This window comes from Bradyrhizobium sp. UBA2491, assembly GCF_002341725.1.
Lineage (GTDB): Bacteria > Pseudomonadota > Alphaproteobacteria > Rhizobiales > Xanthobacteraceae > Bradyrhizobium.
Genome location: NZ_DDOP01000041.1, coordinates 98,750 through 119,606, shown reverse-complemented (window position 1 = coordinate 119,606; position 20,857 = coordinate 98,750). Strand labels below are relative to the sequence as shown.

The 20,857-nt window shown below is 63.1% G+C and carries 21 protein-coding genes and 1 pseudogene; 15 read left to right on the top strand and 7 right to left on the bottom strand.

The window, feature by feature from the left end; genetic code table 11:
- The 3 genes from B2W55_RS13375 to B2W55_RS13365 all read right to left on the bottom strand — a co-directional run.
- On the bottom strand, window positions 1-576 hold a 576-nt coding region (locus B2W55_RS13375; RefSeq protein ID WP_291532230.1), incomplete at its 3' end, for a hypothetical protein.
- Window positions 569-1,258 carry a hypothetical protein gene (locus B2W55_RS13370; RefSeq protein ID WP_024582581.1) on the bottom strand — a complete coding sequence of 230 codons (690 nt, stop codon included), beginning with the start codon at window positions 1,256-1,258 and terminating at the stop codon, window positions 569-571. The genes B2W55_RS13375 and B2W55_RS13370, both read right to left, overlap by 8 nt.
- Complete coding sequence (locus tag B2W55_RS13365) at window positions 1,248-2,009, bottom strand: MotA/TolQ/ExbB proton channel family protein (protein ID WP_024582582.1); 762 nt, start codon at window positions 2,007-2,009, stop codon at window positions 1,248-1,250. The genes B2W55_RS13370 and B2W55_RS13365 overlap by 11 nt, the downstream gene beginning before the upstream one ends.
- Before the next feature lie 234 nt (window positions 2,010-2,243).
- Here B2W55_RS13365 and B2W55_RS13360 point away from each other — a divergent pair, with 234 nt between their 5' ends.
- The 3 genes from B2W55_RS13360 (at window position 2,244) to B2W55_RS13350 (ending at window position 5,562) form a co-directional block, all read left to right on the top strand.
- The gene (locus B2W55_RS13360) at window positions 2,244-3,614 is read left to right on the top strand and encodes a sensor histidine kinase (protein WP_024582583.1); all 1,371 of its coding nucleotides are present in this window, start codon (window positions 2,244-2,246) and stop codon (window positions 3,612-3,614) included.
- A 1-nt stretch (window position 3,615) separates the two neighbouring features.
- Entirely contained in the window at window positions 3,616-4,284 is a 669-nt protein-coding gene (locus tag B2W55_RS13355; protein WP_029879443.1) for a response regulator, read from the top strand.
- Window positions 4,285-4,389: 105 nt separating this feature from the next.
- Entirely contained in the window at window positions 4,390-5,562 is a 1,173-nt protein-coding gene (locus B2W55_RS13350) for a M20 aminoacylase family protein (RefSeq protein WP_024582585.1), read from the top strand.
- Between the two features lie 51 nt (window positions 5,563-5,613).
- Here the strand turns inward: B2W55_RS13350 and B2W55_RS13345 are convergent, their stop codons facing one another.
- Window positions 5,614-6,612 carry an agmatine deiminase family protein gene (locus tag B2W55_RS13345; protein WP_100555196.1) on the bottom strand — a complete coding sequence of 333 codons (999 nt, stop codon included), beginning with the start codon at window positions 6,610-6,612 and terminating at the stop codon, window positions 5,614-5,616.
- Window positions 6,613-6,755: 143 nt separating this feature from the next.
- A complete protein-coding gene (locus tag B2W55_RS13340; RefSeq protein WP_024582587.1) occupies window positions 6,756-7,319 on the bottom strand; it encodes a cytochrome b in 564 nt (187 codons plus the stop codon).
- A gap of 173 nt (window positions 7,320-7,492) precedes the next feature.
- Between B2W55_RS13340 and murI the strand changes: the two genes are divergently transcribed.
- Entirely contained in the window at window positions 7,493-8,290 is a 798-nt protein-coding gene (gene murI / locus B2W55_RS13335; RefSeq protein WP_024582588.1) for a glutamate racemase, read from the top strand.
- Window positions 8,291-8,349: 59 nt separating this feature from the next.
- Window positions 8,350-9,126 (top strand): HpcH/HpaI aldolase family protein, encoded by a 777-nt coding sequence (locus B2W55_RS13330; protein ID WP_024582589.1) that lies wholly within the window; start codon window positions 8,350-8,352, stop codon window positions 9,124-9,126.
- A 191-nt stretch (window positions 9,127-9,317) separates the two neighbouring features.
- Here B2W55_RS13330 and B2W55_RS13325 read toward each other — a convergent pair whose 3' ends face one another.
- Entirely contained in the window at window positions 9,318-9,773 is a 456-nt protein-coding gene (locus B2W55_RS13325; RefSeq protein WP_080890985.1) for a very short patch repair endonuclease, read from the bottom strand.
- A 35-nt stretch (window positions 9,774-9,808) separates the two neighbouring features.
- Here B2W55_RS13325 and B2W55_RS13320 point away from each other — a divergent pair, with 35 nt between their 5' ends.
- The gene (locus B2W55_RS13320) at window positions 9,809-12,118 is read left to right on the top strand and encodes an ATP-binding protein (protein ID WP_024582590.1); all 2,310 of its coding nucleotides are present in this window, start codon (window positions 9,809-9,811) and stop codon (window positions 12,116-12,118) included.
- Window positions 12,115-13,038 (top strand): hypothetical protein, encoded by a 924-nt coding sequence (locus B2W55_RS13315; protein WP_024582591.1) that lies wholly within the window; start codon window positions 12,115-12,117, stop codon window positions 13,036-13,038. The genes B2W55_RS13320 and B2W55_RS13315 overlap by 4 nt, the downstream gene beginning before the upstream one ends.
- On the opposite strand, the gene B2W55_RS34245 is transcribed toward B2W55_RS13315, so the two are convergent.
- Window positions 12,964-14,220 carry a DNA cytosine methyltransferase gene (locus tag B2W55_RS34245; protein ID WP_080890986.1) on the bottom strand — a complete coding sequence of 419 codons (1,257 nt, stop codon included), beginning with the start codon at window positions 14,218-14,220 and terminating at the stop codon, window positions 12,964-12,966. The two genes, B2W55_RS13315 and B2W55_RS34245, sit on opposite strands and share 75 nt — an antisense overlap.
- Before the next feature lie 79 nt (window positions 14,221-14,299).
- Between B2W55_RS34245 and B2W55_RS13305 the strand changes: the two are divergent.
- The 8 genes and pseudogenes from B2W55_RS13305 to B2W55_RS13270 all read left to right on the top strand — a co-directional run.
- Window positions 14,300-14,734, top strand: a pseudogene (locus B2W55_RS13305) (aldolase/citrate lyase family protein); the annotation flags it as partial.
- Window positions 14,735-14,855: 121 nt separating this feature from the next.
- Window positions 14,856-15,815 (top strand): quinoprotein relay system zinc metallohydrolase 2, encoded by a 960-nt coding sequence (locus B2W55_RS13300; RefSeq protein ID WP_029879448.1) that lies wholly within the window; start codon window positions 14,856-14,858, stop codon window positions 15,813-15,815.
- Window positions 15,812-16,378, top strand: a complete 567-nt coding sequence (locus B2W55_RS13295; RefSeq protein WP_051404309.1) for a rhodanese-like domain-containing protein — start codon at window positions 15,812-15,814, stop codon at window positions 16,376-16,378. The genes B2W55_RS13300 and B2W55_RS13295 overlap by 4 nt, the downstream gene beginning before the upstream one ends.
- A 22-nt stretch (window positions 16,379-16,400) precedes the next feature.
- Complete coding sequence (locus B2W55_RS13290; protein ID WP_160306689.1) at window positions 16,401-17,177, top strand: quinoprotein dehydrogenase-associated SoxYZ-like carrier; 777 nt, start codon at window positions 16,401-16,403, stop codon at window positions 17,175-17,177.
- A gap of 266 nt (window positions 17,178-17,443) precedes the next feature.
- Complete coding sequence (locus tag B2W55_RS13285) at window positions 17,444-17,827, top strand: cupin domain-containing protein (protein ID WP_024582595.1); 384 nt, start codon at window positions 17,444-17,446, stop codon at window positions 17,825-17,827.
- Window positions 17,828-17,945: 118 nt separating this feature from the next.
- On the top strand, window positions 17,946-18,731 hold the full coding sequence (locus B2W55_RS13280) for a hypothetical protein (RefSeq protein ID WP_024582596.1): 786 nt from the start codon (window positions 17,946-17,948) through the stop codon (window positions 18,729-18,731).
- A 272-nt stretch (window positions 18,732-19,003) separates the two neighbouring features.
- On the top strand, window positions 19,004-19,621 hold the full coding sequence (gene rpsD, locus B2W55_RS13275; protein WP_024582597.1) for a 30S ribosomal protein S4: 618 nt from the start codon (window positions 19,004-19,006) through the stop codon (window positions 19,619-19,621).
- Window positions 19,622-19,713: 92 nt separating this feature from the next.
- Window positions 19,714-20,781, top strand: coding sequence for a threonine aldolase family protein (locus B2W55_RS13270; RefSeq protein WP_024582598.1), 1,068 nt, complete (start codon window positions 19,714-19,716; stop codon window positions 20,779-20,781).
- Window positions 20,782-20,857 lie beyond the last annotated feature (76 nt).

The window sequence follows — 20,857 nt, the reverse complement described above, 5'->3', positions numbered from 1 at the left end:
GGGCGGCAGCGGCGTGAAGACCGATCCCTGGGCACCCGCCGGCGGGGCCACGAACGTCCCGGTCGTGGAATCGCCGCCTGATGTCTCCAGGATCGTCTTCGGCGTGATGTACTCCCTGACGAAGTCCATGATGGTGCCGTCGCCGCCGCCGAAATCCGCCGCCCGGCCGCCTTGCGGGCGCCCGGCCTTGATCTCGTTGTCGGCGGTGTGGGTCTGCTCGGCCAGCGCCTCGCTGTAGGGAATGCGGAAGGCGCGCGGGACCGCGCTCGGCCGGTTGTCCTCGTCGAGCTCCTCGACCCAGAGATAGATCGAGCCCGGATCGCCCTCCAGCGAATGCGGCTCCACGATCCGCGTCGACAGCAGCTTGAAATTCGCCGGCAGCTTTTCCGCGGACGCCCAGCCGAGCAGGCCGCGCATGCCGCCGAAGCTGACGAAGTAGAAGGCGCTGGTCACGACGATGACGACGGCCTTCAGCGACCAGTGCAGCCGCGCATAGACCAGCACGATCAGCAGCAGCGCGCCGATCACCGCATAGGCGACCGCGAGCGTGAGGATGATTGATTGCAGACTAGTCACGGCCAAGCACCCTGACGCCGGATTTAGGGGCGCCGGTGTTCGGATCGAGGTCGGCGCCGTTACGCCAATTGCTGCGGAAGGTCTCGAGCAGCGATTTTGGCCGCTGGTCCACGTTGATCACCTTGCCCTCGGCATCGAGGCGGAACCTGACCGCGGTCTTCTCGTCGCCGGTGTGATCGACGGTCAGCTTGTCGTCGAAGATCACTTGCGCCGTCGGGTTGAGCTTCTGCACCTTCACATTGGCCTGCACCGGCTCGCCGGTGGTGGCCTGGAAATGCGAGACGTTGACGGTGTACTCGCCGGCGACGATGCCGCGCAGGGTGACGATCTCCTCGCGGATCGGCGATGCGATCTTCTTGCCGTTCACGACGATGAAGTCATTGGCGCCGCCGCGGTCGTCGCGATCGAGCGTCAGGAAACCGGCCTCGCGATGCCGGTACCATGCGATGTTGCCGGCAGGGTCCTGCACGAACAAGTCGAGATCGTCGGGATGGTTGTCCGGCCAGTCCATGGTGATGATGAACTCCGCCTTGGATTCGATCTTGCCTTCCTTGGAGTCGGGCGAAACCGACAGCAGCGCCAGGAAGAACAGGAAGGCGATCACTTGCAGCGCCTTGAACAGCATGACGCCAAGCGGATCGAACGGCTCCTCGCGCGGATAGAGCCCGAATTCATCCATCATGGCGGCGTTCCAAAGCCGGGGTGACGTGCGTTTCGGTCAGCACGACGGCATCGGAAAACACCCGCTGGGTCGCGGAATCGAGCATGTAGTACTGGACGCGAACCAGGATCGATCCGATCAGGCCGGCAAGCGTCGTGTACATTGCGACCGCCATGCCGTCGCTCATCAGGCCCATCGACGATTTCATCGCGACCTTGTCGGCGGCATCGAGGCTTGCGATCGGCGCCAGCATGATGATGAAGCCGATGATGGTGCCGAGCAGGCCGAGTTTCATCAGCGTGTCGGAGGCGAAGGCGCCAAATCCGTTGGAGCCGCGCAGCCGGTCCGCCAGCGTGCGCAGCAGCAGGGTCTGGTCGATCGGCCCCTTGGCCTGCGCGTCGGCCTTCTGCACCAGGCTGCGGATATGATCGGTGACGAGCCCGCCAGGCAGGCCCTTGGCGTCTGCGGCAAGCGCACCCGCGCCGTCGGGTGCGGCGAGCACCGATCGACAGGAGCGCGCCACCTCGCCTTCGCGCGCGATCGCCCGCGTCCGCCAGAAGCAATGGATGCAGGTCAGGACGTAGAGGACGGCAATGACGCTGGAAATGTAGGTGCGGTCGGAGTGGACCATCAGTCTGATCAGGCCGTAACGCCACAGCAGGAACGCGGCGAAAATCGACAGCCCGGTGAAGATCATCCAGAGCAGCAGCACGCTGCGCTCCGCCGTATCAGTGCCGGCCGATGCGGCCGCGGCGCCGACCCTGGCACTCATGCTGCGTTATCTCCCGTTGCCGACCGTTCCATCAAGCGGTGCGATCTCTCCTCCGGTTAGAGCAGAGCCGAAAAATGCCGTCCAAAGACATCTGCCCAAGTTTCGTTGGGCAAATTGCCCGATCTCTTGCCTCATCGCTGGGTTGCATTGGCTCGGAACCAGCTTGCTGCTACCGTTCGCTACTTGCGTTTGGGCGTGTCGTTCCACAACGCGCTCCGACTGAGGAGTGATCGCATGCGCCTCGTGCTTCAACTGGTCGCCCGCCTGCTCGTCATCGTCGCGTTCTGCCTCGGCGCGGCCACGGTCTGGGCCACGATCGATGCCTATCGCAGCGTCGATCGCGCTACGGAAGCCTCCGCCGAACGGGTGTCGCAAGCGCTCGAAGGGCTGTACTGGCGCGAGTTGCTGCTGCGCAGCAACCGGATGCGTGAACAATTACTCCCCTCGCCGGACTGGCGCACCATCGAGACCATGGGCCTGATCGCCCCGGGCATCTGCGTCCAGTTCGAGCCCGCCGGCGCGTTCGAAAAGCCGCTTTGCGGCCAGAGCAAGGGCATCGGCAAGACGCCGCCGCGCTGGTTCGCAACCACCGTCCAGACGGTGCTCGGCGACCACACCACGGTTGAGCGGCCGATCAGCGAGCGCGCCGCGACCGGCGGAACCGTCCGCGCCACGCCCGATCCGGACGCCGCGATCGCGCTGGCCTGGCAGCACATCCTCGACAACATCCATGTCGCACTGTTGATGGCGCTCGCGATCGCCCTGCTCGCCTCGCTCGCCATCGCCCATACGCTGGCGCCGGCGCGAACCATCGTCACGGCACTGCAACGCATGGCCGACGGCGAATACCTAACGCCGCTGCCGCGGATCCGCTCGATGGAGCTGGCGATGATCGGACGCGCCGTGAGCGATCTCGGCGACCGCCTCGCGGCAGCCGAGGAAGAACGCACGGTGCTGACGCGGCGCCTGCTCGAGATCCGCAGCGACGAACGCCGCGCGCTCGCCCGCGAGCTGCATGACGAGTTCGGCCAGAACCTCACCGCCATCCTCGCCTTCGCCAATACGATCGAGGCCACCGCGCCGCAGAAGGATCCCGGCAACGAGATCGCGCAGGATGCGCGGATGATCTCGCAGGCGACGCGCCGCATCATGGCCTGCCTGCGCGATACGCTGAACCGGCTGCGTCATCCGCCGGCCGAGGAGCTCGGGCTGGAGGCAAGCCTGGTCAGCCTCGTCGATAGCTGGCGCTCGCGGGCCACGACCCAGCCGCTGATCCAGCTCGACCTGCAAGGCGATCTCGCCGACGTGCGCGGGACTGTCGCCGCCACCGCCTATCGCGTCGCGCAGGAATGCCTGACCAACGCGCTGCGCCACAGCGCGGCGCGCGAGATTGTGCTGCGGATCGAGCGGCGCACCGGCGCCGAGAATGCGCTGCTCGTGCGGGTCGAGGACGATGGCGGCGGCGATGCGGCCAAGGTGGCGGAATCGGCCGGCTTCGGCCTCACCGGCGTCAGCGAGCGGGTCGCCGCACTCGGCGGCTCGCTGTCGATCGCACGCGCCAGCCGCGGCCTCAGTGTTGCCGCCACGATCCCGCTCGCCGCCTGAGATGACGACCGCCAAGACGATAGCCTCGAAGGCCCGAGGTATCGCCATCCTGTTGGTCGACGACCATCCCGTCGTCCGCCAAGGCTACCGGCGCGTGCTCGAACACCAGGACGATTTCCGCGTGGTCGCCGAGGCCGACAACGCGGCCAATGCCTATCGCGCGTTCAAGTCGCACGAGCCGGACGTCGTGGTGATGGACATCTCGATGCCGGGCGCCAGCGGACTGGAAGCGATCCGCAACATCCGCGCGCGCGATGCCGACGCGCGCATCCTGGTGTTCAGCATGCACAGCGAGGCGGCGCAGGTGAAGGCAGCCTTCGCCGCCGGCGCCTCCGGCTTCGTCACCAAGGGCAGCGAGCCGGCCGAACTGATCGCAGCGATCCGCGCCGTTGCGCGCGGCGAGCATGCGATGAGTGACGACGTGGCCCGGGTGCTGGCGCTGGAGAGCCTGGTGCCGACCAGATCGGCGCTCGACCAGCTCGGCGAGCGGGAGATCGAGATCCTGCGGCAGCTCGCGGCCGGCCACACCAAGGAGCAGATCGCGGCCAATCTGAACCTCAGCACCAAGACCGTGCAGAACTACCACTATCTGATCAAGGCCAAGACCGGGATGCGGACCGACGCCCAGCTGGTCCGCCTCGCCGTCGAATGCGGACTGGCGAATCTGTAGCGGGCCGACCTGATCCGGGCCACGGGCTGGTGCCATTCCGCGTGACAATGCGGCGGGTTGCGCTACGCTCCCCGCCACCGCAATCACAAGAAACGGACCCTTCCCATGCCCATCGTCAATCGCGTTGCCGCCCTCTCGGATGAAATGGCCGCCTGGCGCCATGACTTCCACGAGAATCCCGAACTGCTCTACGAGGTGCACCGCACCGCCGGCATCGTCGCCGACAGACTGCGCGAGTTCGGCTGTGACGAGGTGGTAACGGGAATCGGGCGCACCGGCGTTGTCGGCGTGATCCGCGGCCGCAAGAACGGCTCGGGCAAGACCATCGGGCTGCGCGCCGACATGGACGCGCTGCCGATCGAGGAGGCCTCGGGCGTTGCCTATGCCTCGAAGGTCCCTGGCAAGATGCACGCCTGCGGCCATGACGGCCACACCGCGATGCTGCTGGGCGCCGCGAAGTATCTCACCGAGACGCGGAATTTCGACGGCACCGCGGTCGTGATCTTCCAGCCGGCCGAGGAAGGCGGCGCCGGCGGCAAGGCGATGGTCGACGACGGCCTGATGACCCGCTGGGGGATCCAGGAGGTCTATGGCCTGCACAACATGCCGGGCCTGCCCGAGGGTTACTTCGCGACCACGCCGGGGCCGATGCTCGCCTCGTCAGACACCCTGAAGATCGTCGTGCACGGCAAGGGCGGCCATGCCGGCGCCGCGCCGCACGAGGCGGTCGACAGCGTCCTGATCGGCGCCCAGATCATCAACGCGCTGCAATCGATCGTGTCGCGCAATGTCGACCCGCTGAAATCGGCCGTGATCTCGATCACCATGTTCCAGGCCGGCAGCGCGTTCAACGTGATCCCCGAAACCGTCACGCTGGGCGGCACGGTGCGCACGCTCGATCCCGGGGTGCGCGACCTGGTCGAGCGCCGGATCGGCGAAGTCGCCTCCAGCATCGCCAAGGCCTATGGCGGATCGGCAGAGACCGATTATGGACGCATGTATCCGGTGACGCTGAATCACGCCCGCGAGGCCGGCATCGCCGCCGAGATCGCCCGCGACGTGGTCGGCGCCGACCGCGTCAACGACAATCTGGTGCCGGTGATGGGCGCCGAGGATTTCGCATTCATGCTGGAGGCGCGCCCCGGCGCGTTCGTGTTCCTCGGCATGGGCGATGGCCCGATGTGCCACCACCCCGCCTACAAGTTCAACGACAACATCCTCGGCCACGGCGCCTCATATTGGGTGCGCCTGGTCGAGAAGCAGATGCCGGCGGGCTAAACTTCGTTCAGCCGGAAATGGATCAGGCCGCGAGCACGTCGCGGCCTGCATTCATGGTTGCGAACGCGGTTGCTGCTGCGTCGTGCAATGAATTCCACCGCCGCCGGCCGCAATGCCGTCGATGTTGAGCTGAACGATCTCCCGATCCGGGAACAGGTCGCGCAGCTTGTCGCGCGCATTGCCGTCGGCTGCGGCGTCGCCGAATTCCGGCACGATGACGGCGCCATTGCAGACATAGAAATTGATGTAGCCGGCGGCGAATTCCTTGCTGCTGTATTTTGGACGCACCGTCGACGGTGCCTGCAACACAACGACATCCAGCCGCCGACCCTTCGCATCCGTGGCTCCGCGCAGGATGTCGAGGTGCCGTTTGGTGACCGCGTGGTCGAACGACGACGGATCCGTCTCCAGACCTGCGACGACAACACCGGGACTGGCAAACCGTGCGTAGAAGTCGGTATGTCCGTCGGTGACGTCCTTGCCAGCGATGCCGGGCAGCCAGATGATCTTGTCGAGCCCGAGCAGGCGGGACAATTCGGCCTCGCACTTCTCCCTGGATAGACCCGGGTTGCGGTTTGGATTGAGCACGCAGCTCTCGGTGATGATCGCAGTCCCCTCACCGTCGACTTCGATCCCGCCACCTTCCAGCACCAGTCCGGCTTCCAGGAACGTCGCCTTTGCCAGTCCGGCGACACGCCCCGCGACCGTGGCATCGAGCGCATGGCGCTGCTTGTTGCCCCAGCCGTTGAAATTGAAACCGACGGCGCCGAGCTGCCCGGACGGATCAACCACGAAGACCGGCCCGGTGTCGCGCAGCCACACATCGTCGACCGCCTGGACGACGAGGTTGACCGCCGGGCCGCAAAGCCGGGCAGCGATCGCGTGGTCTTCCTCGCGCACCAGCATGTTCACGCGCTCATAGGCGGCGATCGCCTTGGCGATGTCAGCGAGATTTTCCCGCGCGACAGGCAGCAGCTTGCCGCCCCAGATTGCCGCGCCGGCGCCAAAAGCCATCCAGGTGGCGGCATGCGGTGCGCCCTCGTCCGGCATCCGCCAAGCCACTTGATCGCGCGCAGGATCGTTCACGAGCATTCTGGCCGCGATGGCCGCCCCGGTTCATCTCAGGATGCCGCAATTACCCGGCTCGCAAGGCCGTTTCGAGACCAACCGCCGAGCGCAGCCCGCCTGTTGGGCTAACCCGAGGCGTCGGCCTCACCTGCCCCGATCATCCGCGCAGCGATCTGGTCGCGCTTGACGAAGTAATGGAAGGCAACCGCGGCGAGATGCAGCACGATCAGCGCCAGCAGCACATAGGCGAAGAAAATATGGCGATCCTCATAGGCGTCCGCCGCCGCCTTGTCGGGCGACGTGATCTGGGGAACGTGGAACAGGCCGAAGAAGCTCGAATAGTCCTGGGCGCGGGCGCCGGAATGCGCCCAGCCCAGCATCGCCACCAGGATGGTGACGAGGTAAAGCGCGCCATGGCTGAGGCGGGCGGCGATCCGCTGCCAGGAGGGCGTATCGGCCGGCAGTGCCGGCGTCGGATTAACGCCGCGCCAGAGCAGCCGCAGCACGGTGAAGAGCAGCACCAGATAGCCGATATCGGCATGGATTGACCGGTAGAAGAACTTGTCCGCCCGCGCCGGGATGTGGTTCATCCACCAGCCATAAGCCAGCATGCCGATGATGGCGATGCCCAACACCCAGTGGAACGCACGGGCGAGCGAGCCCCAGCTCGTGGTGGTATTGCGGATCATGATCGATTGGCCCCGTTAGGATTTCGCACGTCGCGGCAATAGTTTGCCGTGATACTTGCAGGGATCGATCAAGGCCATATGAAATTCCCGCCTTCACCGCCTTTTGTCGGCCGCAGAGGCCGGATAGCCAATAACAACTGAATGGTAACCCTGCTTCGGATAGACTTTTCACCGTGTCCACTCCCCCGACCATCCTTGTGTTCGATTCCGGCCTCGGCGGCCTCACCGTGCTACGCGAGATCGTCCGCGCCCGGCCCGACGCGCATTACGTCTATGTCGCCGATGACGCGTTCTTCCCCTATGGCCACCACACCGAGGACGAGATCATCGCCCGCGTGGTGCCGCTGGTCGGCGAGCTGATCGAGGCTCACGCGCCCGACCTCGTCGTGATCGCCTGCAACACGGCATCGACCCTGGTGATGTCGCATCTGCGTGATGCCTACCGCCTGCCCTTCGTCGGCACCGTACCGGCGATCAAGCCGGCCTGCGCCTCGTCGAAGACCCGCCGCGTCTCGGTGCTCGGCACGAGGGGCACCGTGAAGCGGGAGTATACCCGCAAGCTGATCTCGGATTTTGCGCAGGGCTGCGAGGTGACGCTGGTCGGCTCCGGCGAGCTCGCCTCGCTGGCGGAAGCCGCCCTCAGCGGCCAGAGCGTGCGCGACCAGGACATCGCGGCCGAGCTCGCGCCCTGTTTCGTCGGCGACGGCCCCGGCGACCCGGCCCGCACCGACACCGTCGTGCTGGCCTGCACGCATTATCCGCTGCTGCTGGAACGCCTGACCGGGCTCGCGCCCTGGCCGGTCCAGTGGATCGATCCGGCCCCGGCGATCGCGCGCCGGGTCGCCGACCTGCTCGGCCCGGTGGGCGCCGCGAGCGACACGGCCGGCGCCGAGATGATCTTCACCTCCAAGCGCCCGCATGCGCTCACCGCGGCACTGACGCCGTTCTTCGGCGGCCGCGTCCCGGCCTGATCCTTTCCGCCGTCACGGCGCGCTGCTAGCCTCTGCTCTCGTTCGAGGGAGGACCGAATTTGACCGCAGCCCCGCTGACGCCGCTCAACCGCCTGCGCAAGCAGTGGCGCGACAAGCGCCCGACCTTCGGCGCGATCGCGACCATTCCGAGCATCCAGACCGTGCAGATCATGGCGCAGTCGCTGGACTGGATCATCGTCGATCTCGAGCACGGCCCGATCGATCTCGGCACCGCGCATGCGATGATCGTGGCAACGTCAGGGACGCCGTGCGTGCCGATGGTGCGGATCGCCGCCAACGAGCCGCACCTCGCCAAGGCACCGATGGACATCGGCGCGCTCGGCATCAATTTTCCGATGATCTGCAACCGCGCCGACGCCGAGAAGGCCGTGCGCAGCGTGCGCTATCCGCCGAACGGCGACCGGCTCTGGGGACCGTTCCATGCGCCGTTCCGCTGGGGCGTCTCGATGAACGACTACATGGCGACCGCCGATGACGACATGATCTGCATGGTCACGATCGAGCATGTCGATGCCGTGAACCGCATCGACGAGATCATGGCGACCCCCGGCATCGACCTTGCGGTGATCGGCCCAGGCGATCTCGCCACCTCGATCAACAAGCGCGGCCTGCCCGACGATCCCCAAGTGGTCGCGCTGATGCAGCGCGCGGAAGAAGGCATCATGAAGAGCGGCGTGCCGATCGGCGGCGTTGCGCGCACCGCCGAGCAAGCCAATGCGATGATCGACCGCGGCTACCTCGCGCTCGCGCTCGGCTTCGACTGGTCGCTGTTCCAGCGCGGCATCGCCGCCGCCTTCGCCGGGATCAAAAAGTGAACGCGCCGATCACAGAATATTCGTGCTAACAAGGCGGTTTTACTGTCTTTGTCTATGCTGACGCCAGAATTACTCATATGATGCATTCAACCTGTACGCGCTCTGTCCGGGAGACACCGCTCACCAACGGCACAATCAAGTGCGGACCTCCCGAACGAGCGATATCGCAGATCGATTCGGGGATTGGGGGCTCAACTAGTGCGTACTTTGAGGCGACTACGAGTTTTAGCTGATCGCTTTCGCGCCGCAGTTCTTGGTATCAGATCACGAATTGCTACTTCTAATTTCGTCGGATCAAGCGCCTCGCACTCCCAAATCTCCTTTACTCGCCACCCTAGTGTTTCAAGCGCTTCGCGCGACGCTCGGTCTTTTCTCTTATTGCGTCGAAACTTCTCACGCCAAAAGTCAGGGCGAGATGCGGGTATTCGGGCTACAGGGCACCCCGTGTGGTGGTGCCAAAAGCACCCGTGGACAAACACGACGGTCCGTCTCCCTACCATAACGATGTCGGGGGTACCCGGCAGGTCCCTCCGATGGAGGCGGAACCTCAGCCCCTCCGCGTGTAACCTTTGGCGAACTAAGACCTCCGGCCTAGAGTTCTTTCCCCTAAATCGGGACATCAACGCTCGCCGCGCCTCATCATCCATGTCCGCCGTCCGCTACCGCATCCGCTGAGTTGAGAATGGATAGAAAATTCAAGATCAGTTCTGCCCTCAAAGATGTCATCGGCCGTGACCTAATTACAAACGATTTTGTTGCGATATTCGAGCTCGTAAAGAATTCATTTGATGCCCATGCACGTCGAGTCGACATCGAATTTGATCAGGACAGGATAATCATCACCGACAACGGCAAAGGAATGTCGCAAGACGACATTACCTCCAAGTGGCTGTTCGTTGCCTACTCAGCAAAGCGCACTGGCGAGGAAGATCAAGACCTTCCGAGAGACTATCGTGATACAATTTCGTTACGACGCGGGTATGCAGGCAATAAGGGAATCGGCCGTTTCTCCTGCGATCGCCTTGGGACTACCCTAGATCTCTACGCCCGGCCGGTTGGTGGCAAGCGCGTCGAATACCTCCATATAGATTGGAGGAACTTCGAGAAGAATGCTAAGCGTGAGTTCGCAAGTATCAATGTTGAACTATCGCGCGTCGTTAGATTTCCCAGCCCGCAGCGAGCACCCGCACCAAAATCAAACGGGACGATGCTAGTTATCAGCGGCCTTCGTGACAGCTGGAACGAAGAAAAGATTGTGCGTCTCCGCGCCTATCTGGCCAAGCTTGTTGATCCGTTCCAATCCACAAAAAGATTGAAGATCGTTACGCACGTCGTGCACGAAGACTGGCCCGACGCAGAGGGAACGGTTGGCAATCAGATAATAGATCTGCTCGACGAGAAAACGTCCCGCATCACCGTAACGATTGAACATGGCAAAATACATTCAAAGCTAACCGATCGCGGAGTCTTAATCTACGAAATCGAGGAGAATAGCCCCTACCCACACCTAGTCGGCAGTATAATCGAAGCACGTCTGTACTTTCTCAACCGCAGCGCAAAGAAGACATTCACCACTAGGATGGGCGTTCAACCGCTGCAGTTTGGAAACGTGTTCCTATTCGCGAACGGCTTTCGAATTTATCCGATCGGAGAACCGACTGACGACACCTTCGGCATCGGACGACGTAAACAACAGGGTGTGTCACGTTATCTTGGCTTGCGTGATGTCATCGGAAAAATTGACGTCACCGCCCCAGCTGGCATGTTCATCGAAGCGTCCAGCCGGGACGCTGGCTTGGTTGATACGCCCGCAAAAGTTGACTTGTATGAAGCGATTATGCGCCATGTGGTCCAAAGGCTCGAACGCTATGTAGTTACGGTAAACTGGGCGGACAGCCTTGATCAGGAGCGAGACGATGCAAGCGGCCTAACGTCTGATACCGCGAGGGCCCGCATCATCCGCGTTGTACGCGCGATGGCTGGCTCTAAGGATATTACCCTTCTAAATTACGATCGCGAGCTTATCGACATTGTGAACGAACGCTCCCTCGACTTCGAAGAGTCCATGGAAGGTCTCGCCCTAGTTGCGCAAGAAGTGGGCGACGAAGCGCTACTGTCGCGGATTGAACGCTCTCGTCAACGGTTCGAGGATCTCAAAGAATCTGAGGCAGAGGCCAAGAAGCAAGCAGCGGAGGAGATGGAGGCTAGGCTAGACGCTGAGCGCCGCGCGGCTGCAGCAGAGAGTCGAGCACGCGATACGGTCGTAAGGCTTGAGCGGGTCGAGAAGCAAGCCCAAATGCTCCTCAATGCGCAGGCTCAGGGTAGCGAAGAACTTCAGCTGCTCCACCATCAAGTAATCATCTATGCGACAGAAGTGCAGGCTTTGGCCCGCCGCAGCATGCGCCGAATCGCTACGGGTTCTGTTCAACCTGAGGCGACGATGGCCGATCTGGAACAGATCGCATTTCAAAATAGTAGGATTCTGGCCGTAACTAGACTTGCGACGCAAGCAAACTTCAAACTTAACGCAGACAGCATCACCGCCGATATACTTCAATATATGAAAGAGTATGCGGAAAAAGTGGCTACGCTCTATGGCGACATAGGCTCATCGAATTTCGATACCGCCGGACTATCGCTCGAATGTACATTCCGCCCGATCGATGTTGCGATCGTTTTGGACAACATCTTTAGCAACGCCAGCAAGTTCGACGCACATCGCGTCAATTTTTCGTGCAGGAAATCCCGTACCGGAGGCGGCATTGAAATCGAAATTGCCGATGACGGCCGGGGCATCGACGAGAAGGTCGTTGATGCGACCAAGCTTTTCGAGAGAGGCTACAGCGGATCCCCACGAGGGTCCGGGCTAGGGCTTTATCACGCCAAACAAGTGATTGAAGATATGGGCGGGAGCATTGGACTAGATCCGGATCGCCCAGTAGGCCGCGCGCAGTTCTTGTTGCGCTTGCCGCGGGAGAAGAAGGCAAAATGAGACTCGAGTTCAGCATTCTTTGGTTTGAAAATCAGCCGCAAGACGTTCGAACGCAAATCGAGGAGATCTCCGATTACGTTCGCGAGGTTGGCTTCGTGCCGAAGATACAAATTGAGGAAAGCGCCGCGCGACTGGCGTATTTGGCTACTCAGCAGCAGTTGTATGATGATTTCGACCTCGTGGTCGTAGACTACGATCTAGGCGACCCGAGCATGAACGGCGATCATGTTGCACAGCAGGTTCGCCGAAGCTTCGGTTTCACAGATATTTTGTTCTATAGTGGTCATAAGACAGTCGATTTGCGCCGTCTGGTCCATGACCGCCACATTGACGGCGTCTATTGCCTAGAGAGGCGGCAGCTTGCCGAGCGGTTGTGCTTGCATATCGATCAGGTCGTGAAGCGCCTATCTCGACTCGAAGCAATGCGGGGACTAGCGATGGGAACCGTGGGCAAGTGCGACGATGAACTTCGCCTCTTACTGACCGAAGCTTACGCTTCCAAGCCAAACGAACAAGAGGCAATGGAGGAAACCATAGACAAATTAGTCGCAGATAGCTCGAAGTTGCAAGCTAGGCGCTACGAGGAATGTAGGACATTCGCTGACAGACTCGACAGTCGCGCAGTAACGAGTTTTCACTTGCAGAAGCTTGCACTCGCTCTCTTGAAGGGCGACAAAAACTGCGTCGACCAGCGTAAAATCTTAGCACGATACGATAACGAGGTGCTCAAACCACGCAACACGCTTGGTCACGCGACCGAAAGCCGAGGCGATCGAGGGTGGCAGGTAACATCTCGCGGAACCCCCGCCATTCAGACGAACGACTTCGCTATGCTCCGCAAGAATCTAACTCTTCACCTGGAGAACATTTGCACTCTGAGACCGCGTCTGAGCGGCAAGGGGGACGAGAAGTCCGGCTAGCATTTCAGCCACGGCTTCGGCCAGCAATGGCGGCACAGCGTTACCGACTTGGGTATAGCGCGGGCACGCGTTTTTCCGCCGCGCGCCGCCGCTCGTGTACGGTCCCTTAAATTTGAACCAGTCGGGAAACGATTGGAGTCTTGCGTGTTCACGAACCGTTAAGATTCTTGGTTCCGCGTAATGAATCATGTCGTCTGGTAGGGTTGTGACGGTAGGCGACGGCAGATTGGGAGACATTGGAGTTGTCGACCGTTTTTTGATTCCTAGTCTTTTGCGATCGGTTGGCGATATCGACCGCCCCAGCGGACAAGTTCTTAGGATACGCGAGAAACGGCCGGCAACGCGCTTGGTATGCTGTGGCAATCGCATATCGGACGGCGCCGTCCGCATCCTGCCTCGAGCCCAGACACCAAATGTGGAGAGTTTGCCTGATCGTTGATAGTCAACGCACTGAAATCCAAGATGCCCGAATTCCGGGTCTGGCCGCAGGGTCCTACCAGAAAGTCGAAGATCTTCTAGCGCTTCTCCGGCTGTGACCGGCCGCTCAAAAGGCAGTCCGCGCGCCGACAAGAAAGACCTTCGAAGGGTACGAAGCCTTACGAACGGATCAACACCACGCAACAATCCCTTCTGTACCGCAACCAGAAAGAAGCGAGGACGCCGCTGCGGAATTCCCCAATCGGACGCAGTTAGAAGCTGAGTCCACGTATCATAGCCGAGCCCCTCAAGTTCCTTGAGCACATACTCCGAAAATGTTGTCTCAGCGTCGTGGGGCATAGAAGTAAATCCACGCACATTCTCGATTAGCACCATCCGCGGCCTTAGAATGGAAACCAATTCGAGATAGCTCTTCACCATCTGGTTTCTCGGATCGTCTTTTCTCCGGCGACCGTTGGTTGAAAAGCCCTGGCAAGGTGGCCCACCCGCAACCAATTCAATAGTCCCTGCGAGGCTTTTCAGGCTTCGACGATGCTTTTTGATCAGGGCGACAATGTCGTGAGGTTCCCGCGGCAACCATTCGGGCCAGTCGACTCCGCTGGCTGCCCGGTCGACCAGATTTTCGCGATATGTTGCAAATGCGTCAGGATGTCCCTCAACAGCGAATTTCAATCGCCAGCCAGCTTTCTGAAATCCCAGTGAGAGGCCACCGCATCCAGCAAAGAGGTCAACGAATGTCTTCATTCTAACCTGAATAAAATCCTATGCAGTCCGACGCGACGTCGGAATGTCCTCAGAAACTTAAGAAATTGCGGTTAAGAAAAGATTCACATCGAACGGCGACCGGCTCTGGGGGCCGTTCCATGCGCCGTTCCGCTGGGGCGTCTCGATGAACGACTACATGGCGACCGCCGATGACGACATGATCTGCATGCTCACGATCGAGCATGTCGATGCCGTGAACCGGATCGACGAGATCATGGCGACGCCGGGCATCGACCTCGCGGTGATCGGTCCCGGCGATCTTGCCACCTCGATCAACAAGCGCGGCCTGCCCGACGACCCCGAAGTGGTCGCGCTGACGCAGCGTGCCGAGGAAGGCATCATGAAGAGCGGCGTGCCGATCGGCGGCGTCGCGCGCACCGCGGACCAGGCCAACGCGATGATCGACCGCGGCTATCTCGCGCTCGCGCTCGGCTTCGACTGGTCGCTGTTCCAGCGCGGCATCGCAGCCGCCTTCGCCGGAATCAGCCGCTAGGCGCAACAGCCGCGTCGCACCTTCACCGCGCCCCTTGAGCTGCGCGATCGTCGGTCTCGGTACGACCAAAGGACCGATCAAGGCCGGCGCCTCCCCGCTATAGTCGCAGCCGGGAGGAATGATGGTTTCCGCTTCGGACAAGGCGCTGTCGCGTCGCGCGGCATTGTTCGGTGGCCTTTGCCTGTGCTGCGCACCCGCACGATCGCGGGCGACGGCTTCGGCCGCCCCGGCGCCGATGGTCGAGGTCGCTCCCGGACTTCATGTGCGCCGCGGCGTGACCGAGGATGCCTCGGCCGGCAATTTCGACGCCATCGCCAACCTTGCCTTCGTGATCGGACGCGACGCCGTCGCCGTGATCGATCCGGGCGGCAGCCTGCATGACGGACGGAGCCTGCGGCTTGCGATCCGCGCACGCACGCAATTGCCGATCCGCTATGTCGTGCTGTCGCATGTCCACCCCGACCATGTTTTCGGCGCCGCCGCCTTCAGGCAAGACGGGACAATCTTTGTCGGCCATTCCGAACTTCCGCAGCAACTCGCCGCCCGCGGCGCGTTCTATCGCAGCGGCCTCGAAAGGCTGCTGGGCGCAACGGAGGCCGGCGACGTCGTGGTGCCGACGATGCTGGTGCGCAGGAGCGAGCCTGTCGAGCTTGATCTCGGTGGCCGCATCCTGCTGCTGACGGCCCATCCTCCCGCGCACACCGTCTCCGATCTCAGCGTGCTCGACAGGCAATCTGGCATCCTGCTGGCGAGCGACCTCCTGTTCGTCGATCGGGTGCCGGCGCTCGACGGCGATCTCAACGGGTGGCTCACGGAACTCGCGGCGATGCACACGTCCGGTACCCGGCACGCCGTTCCGGGGCACGGACCGCCGCTGGTGGAACTGCAAGAGGCAGTCACGCCACTGCAACGCTATTTGGCCCTGCTGCGCGACGAGACGCGCGCCGCGATTGGCCGGGGTCTATCGATCGAGGATGCAGCAAGCTCCGTCGCACAATCCGAACGCGCCCGCTGGCCGATGTTCGACACCTATAATGGCCGCAACGTGATCGAGGCTTATCGGCGGCTGGAGTGGGAATGAGGTGGAAGCATTGCCTGACGATCATCTGCGTCCCGCTGGCGATCATGGTGCACGCGACGGGCGCGCTCGCGCAGGACGATGCGCCACCCGAACCAGAGGGCCTCTGGCAGGGTCCGATGAACGGGCGCGTACCGGCGACCGTTGCCGGCGGCACCGTGATCGCGACGCAGGAGCTTGCCGCGCTGTCGACCGGCGGGTCGACGGTGCTGATCGATGTTTCTCCCGCACCACGGCGTCCCGAACATCTGTCGTCGCCGTGGCTGCCGATGCCGCACCGGACCATCCCGCGCAGCGTCTGGATTCCGGGAGCCGGCGCCGGCGTCATCTCCGCCACGATGATGGGCTATATCCGAGCGCGGCTGGCAGACCTGACGGCAGGCGACCGCGACAGGTCGATCGTGGTCTACTGCCGCGTCGATTGCTGGGCGAGCTGGAACGCCGCCAAGCGGCTGATCGCAGACGGCTATCGGCATGTGGCTTGGTATCCGGACGGCATCGAGGCCTGGCAGGACTCCGGCCTGCCCACCGCCATCACGGAGCCGGAAGGCCCGGCTGTACAATAACCGCTCGACGAGGGACGCGATGATGAAACGGCTTCTGATCTCGATGCTGTTCGCTGTTGCCGGCATCACCCTTGCCGCGGCGGACGACGGCGCCGAACGCGAGGCGCGCTGGAAGAGCATCGCGGGCGATATTTTCGGTGAGCGGCCGATCGAAGACGGCAGCGCGCTCCTGAAGCTGAAGGTGCCCGAACAGGCAATGGATGCGGCCCTGGTGCCGATCAGCGTGGACTTCATCGGCGACCGGCCGATCACCTCGGTGTCGGTCGTCGTCGACAACAACCCGATGCCGCTCGCGGGCCGGTTCCGGCTCGGTCCGGCGTTTGCGCGGCAGGACTTGAAGCTGCGGATACGCGTCAACGAATTCACCCTGATCCACGCGGTCGCCGAGACCGGCGACGGCAGGCTCTACGCGGTGTCGCAATATATCAGGGCCGCCGGCGGCTGCTCCGCGCCGAGCGCCACCGCGTCGGCCGACGTGCTGGCTCGGATCGGCAAGATGCAGTTGCGACGCGAACGCTCGATCGACGCCTCGCTGGTGCCATCGCGTCTCCTCATCAGCCATCCGAACTACAGCGGGATGCAGCAGAACGCGAGCGGCGACTACACCCCGGCACGCTATCTCGAGCGTGTCTCGGTCAGTGTCGGCGGCGTCAGCGTGTTCGACATGGATGGTGGCATCTCGTTGAGCGAAGACCCATCGATCGGCTTCACCTATGTCGCCGGGGGCAACGCCGAGGTCGACGTCAGGGTGCAGGACAGTTCGTCGGCGCAATTCGCGCAGCACTTCGATGCGCTTTAAGCCGGCCGCCGGCGAGTGAGTTCCAGCCACGTCATAGGGAACCGTGACCGCATTGGCATCGCGCCCGAGCTGGACTGGAAAATCGAGCGCCGCAATTGGCTGAACAGCGCGTCAGGCTGCCGTAAGCTCCGTCGCGTCAAATGGCGCGATCCTGTGCGTCTTGGATAAACGGACTAATCCCAATGTCGAAACTGTACATCACACATCGCCTGCTTTTCGCCGCGATTCCGCGCTGCTAGACTTTCCGCGGGTTGGGAGGGACATGCATGTTCAGGAAACTACTACTCGGTCTTGCCGTGATTGCCTTTGCCGGCACAGCCGTCGCGCAGCAAAGCGGCATCAAGCGAACGCCGCTGCAAAAGGTCGATTTCCCGCCGGGCTACAACACGGTCACGGCGATTGCCGAGGTTCCCGCCGGGGGTGCGTCGGGGCGCCACACCCATCCCGGGGCCGAAACCGGCTATGTGCTCGAGGGCGAGCTTGAGCTTCTGATCGACGGCAAGCCGCCGTTGAAGCTGAAGGCGGGCGACTCCTACCAGATCCCGGAAGGTGCGGTGCACGACGCCAGAACGTCCGGCGACAAGCCGCTCAAGGTGCTCGGAATCTACATCGTCAAGGCCGGCGAGCCCCTGGCGAAACCAGCGCCGTGAACCGAACCAATTGGCGTTCGACCACTTGGTTCATGCTAGCTTCAGGTGCGGTGCGCAACGATTTCAGTTCGCCGGACCTCTGATTTTTTGCCTGTTTGCAGGGATATGAACCGAACCGATGCGCGGTAAATTTCGCAGGATTTCATTGCCGCGCCGTCTCGTCGCCGACCTGATGTACGCGTCGGCCGGCGTGCCGTTCGTGTCCCTGACGCGCTCGCTGAACGTCCGTGCCGTGGTCGAGGCCCGCGCCCGCGCCGAGCAGGCTCCAGGCTGGGCCGCAATCTTCGTCAAGGCATTCGCGCTGGTCGCAAAGACCGAGCCGACCCTGCGCACCCTGCACGTCAAATGGCCCTGGCCCTGTCTCTACGAGTTACCGTGCAGCGTCGGTATGGTGGCCATTGCGCGCGTCGAGAAGGGTGAGGATTGTGTGCTGTTCGAACGCGTCCGCGGCGCCGACGAGATGGCGCTCACGGACGTCGATGCGCTGATCCGGCGCGCCAAGACGGCGCCGCTGCACGAAATCCCCTCGTTCCGCAAAACCCTCTGCGTAACGCGCCTGCCGTTTCCGCTGCGCCGCCTGGCATGGGCGATCGGGATGAATTTCGGCCGGCAGCGCGCCAATTTCTGCGGCAGCTTCGGCGTGACCTCGGTCGCCGCCTACGGCCCGGGCGAGTTGCATGCGCTGAGCCCCGGCCCGTTCCTGCTGAGCTACGGCGTGGTCAAGCCGGATCAGACTGTCGATGTGGTGCTGCGCTGGGACCATCTGGTCTGCGATGCCGCCCTGATCGCCCAGACGATGACCCGGCTCGAGCAGGTGCTGGGCGGCGAAATTGCCGCGGAGCTGGACGCGATCCAGCCACCATCCGAGGCGCGGCCGGTCCGGGCGGCCGGAAATCGTCCCTGAGGGGGCCAAAACGGCCGGAATTTGCGCCGATTCGGCCCAAAAAGGCCCGGCGTTTCGTTTGACAGGACCGGACTTTCTCCTTAAGACCACCCTTGCTCGCGGGCCGGTTTCGGCCCGCGATGCGTTTCGCGACCCGTGGTTCTCCCCGAGCTTTCGAGGCGGACCTGTCGGTACGGGCCTTTTGGCCGGTACACAGGAGGGCGCGTCTCCTCAAACCTGAAACTGACAAAACGCCGGTCGCCCTGTTGCGACGGCTACACAAAGAGGACGCGATGACAAAGCGCAGTGAGGCGAAGTACAAGATCGATCGCCGCATGGGCCAGAACATCTGGGGCCGCCCGAAGAGCCCCGTGAACCGCCGCGAGTACGGCCCCGGCCAGCACGGCCAGCGCCGCAAGGGCAAGCTCTCCGACTTCGGCGTGCAGCTCCGCGCCAAGCAGAAGCTCAAGGGCTACTACGCCAACATTTCCGAGCGCCAGTTCCACGGCATCTATGTCGAAGCCAGCCGCCTGAAGGGCGACACCGGCGAGAACCTGATCGGCCTGCTCGAGCGCCGTCTCGACACCGTGGTGTATCGCGCCAAGTTCGTCTCCACGATGTTCGCCGCGCGCCAGTTCATCAACCACGGACACGTCAAGGTGAACGGCCGCAAGGTCAACATCGGCAGCTACAAGCTGAAGGTCGGCGACGTCGTCGAGGTCAAGGAATCCTCCAAGCAGCTCACCCCGGTGCTGGAAGCGAGCCAGCTGCCCGAGCGCGACGTGCCCGACTTCATCGAAGTCGATCACTCCAAGATGACTGCGAAGTACGCGCGCACCCCCGGCCTCTCGGACGTGCCGTTCCCGGTGCAGATGGAGCCCCATCTGATCGTCGAATTCTATTCGCGCTGATCAGTTCAGCATTGCGAGTTCGGAAAGGCCCCGGTTTTGCCGGGGCCTTTTTGTTTGGCTAAAGTCAGGGCATATCGACCGAGAGAGACATCATGCACTACACCCCTGCCCGTCCCGATCCGAAGGCGCCACCTGTCCGCATCAACCTGCTGTCGGACACCCAGACCAGGCCAACGCCGGCGATGCGCGAAGCGATGGCCAGGGCGGAGGTCGGCGACGAGCAGGTCGGCGACGATCCGACCACCAATGAGCTCTGCGCCCGCGTCGCCGATATGCTCGGCAAGGAGGCCGCGGTCTTCATGCCGTCGGGCACGATGTGCAACGTCGCGGCGACGCTGGCCTATTGCCGGCCGGGGGACGAGATCCTGGCGCATGCCACCGCCCATATCATCGCGCGCGAGGGCGGCGCGCATGCGGCGCTCGGCGGCTTCCAGATCACCCAGCTGCCGGGCGACGACGGCCAGTTCACGCCGGATACGTTCCGCACCGCGCTGCATCCGCGCACCCGCTACCAGCCGCCGCAGGTGCTGGTCAGCGTCGAGCAGACCGCCAATATCGGCGGCGGCACGATCTGGAAGAAGGCTGCGCTCGACGAGATCGTGCGGATCGCCCGGGATCACGACCTCGCCACCCATATGGACGGCGCGCGGCTCCTGAACGCGACCGTCGCATCCGGCATCTCGGCGCGCGACATGACCGCTGGCTGGGACTCCGCCTGGATCGACTTCTCGAAGGGCCTGGGCGCGCCGATCGGCGGCGTGATCGCCGGAACCAAAGCTTTCATCGACGACGTCTGGCGCTGGAAGCAGCGGCTCGGCGGCTCGATGCGGCAGTCCGGCATCTGTGCCGCCGCCTGCATCTACGCGCTCGATCACCATGTCGACCGCCTCGCCGACGATCACGCCAATGCGCGGGCGCTGGCGCGCGGGCTGGCGCAGATCAACGGCATCGCGGTGCAGGCGCCGGAAACCAACCTCGTCTTCTTCATGCCCGACGGCGCCGGCGTATCGGGCGCCAGGATGGTCGCCGAGTTGCGCAAGCGCGGCGTGACACTTGCCATGATGGACGGCCGGATCAGGGCATGCACGCATCTCGACGTCACGGCTGCGATGATCGAGGAAGCGATCGGCCACGTCAGGGACATCGTGCGCGCGGCGTAGCTCCCACAGCTTCATCGCGAGGAACGGGAACGGCCAAGCAATCCGTGCTCAGTGAGCGGCGGAATCGACTGCTTCG

Bases quoted from the DNA above. Each gene is read 5' to 3' on its own strand.
- B2W55_RS13370 (WP_024582581.1), bottom strand. From the start codon at position 1,258: ATGATGGATGAATTCGGGCTCTATCCGCGCGAGGAGCCGTTCGATCCG.
- B2W55_RS13365 (WP_024582582.1), bottom strand. From the start codon at position 2,009: ATGAGTGCCAGGGTCGGCGCCGCGGCCGCATCGGCCGGCACTGATACG.
- B2W55_RS13360 (WP_024582583.1), top strand. From the start codon at position 2,244: ATGCGCCTCGTGCTTCAACTGGTCGCCCGCCTGCTCGTCATCGTCGCG.
- B2W55_RS13355 (WP_029879443.1), top strand. From the start codon at position 3,616: ATGACGACCGCCAAGACGATAGCCTCGAAGGCCCGAGGTATCGCCATC.
- B2W55_RS13350 (WP_024582585.1), top strand. From the start codon at position 4,390: ATGCCCATCGTCAATCGCGTTGCCGCCCTCTCGGATGAAATGGCCGCC.
- B2W55_RS13345 (WP_100555196.1), bottom strand. From the start codon at position 6,612: ATGCCGGACGAGGGCGCACCGCATGCCGCCACCTGGATGGCTTTTGGC.
- B2W55_RS13340 (WP_024582587.1), bottom strand. From the start codon at position 7,319: ATGATCCGCAATACCACCACGAGCTGGGGCTCGCTCGCCCGTGCGTTC.
- B2W55_RS13325 (WP_080890985.1), bottom strand. From the start codon at position 9,773: ATGGATGATGAGGCGCGGCGAGCGTTGATGTCCCGATTTAGGGGAAAG.
- B2W55_RS13320 (WP_024582590.1), top strand. From the start codon at position 9,809: ATGGATAGAAAATTCAAGATCAGTTCTGCCCTCAAAGATGTCATCGGC.
- B2W55_RS13315 (WP_024582591.1), top strand. From the start codon at position 12,115: ATGAGACTCGAGTTCAGCATTCTTTGGTTTGAAAATCAGCCGCAAGAC.
- B2W55_RS34245 (WP_080890986.1), bottom strand. From the start codon at position 14,220: ATGAAGACATTCGTTGACCTCTTTGCTGGATGCGGTGGCCTCTCACTG.
- B2W55_RS13300 (WP_029879448.1), top strand. From the start codon at position 14,856: ATGGTTTCCGCTTCGGACAAGGCGCTGTCGCGTCGCGCGGCATTGTTC.
- B2W55_RS13295 (WP_051404309.1), top strand. From the start codon at position 15,812: ATGAGGTGGAAGCATTGCCTGACGATCATCTGCGTCCCGCTGGCGATC.
- B2W55_RS13290 (WP_160306689.1), top strand. From the start codon at position 16,401: ATGAAACGGCTTCTGATCTCGATGCTGTTCGCTGTTGCCGGCATCACC.
- B2W55_RS13285 (WP_024582595.1), top strand. From the start codon at position 17,444: ATGTTCAGGAAACTACTACTCGGTCTTGCCGTGATTGCCTTTGCCGGC.
- B2W55_RS13280 (WP_024582596.1), top strand. From the start codon at position 17,946: ATGCGCGGTAAATTTCGCAGGATTTCATTGCCGCGCCGTCTCGTCGCC.
- rpsD (WP_024582597.1), top strand. From the start codon at position 19,004: ATGACAAAGCGCAGTGAGGCGAAGTACAAGATCGATCGCCGCATGGGC.
- B2W55_RS13270 (WP_024582598.1), top strand. From the start codon at position 19,714: ATGCACTACACCCCTGCCCGTCCCGATCCGAAGGCGCCACCTGTCCGC.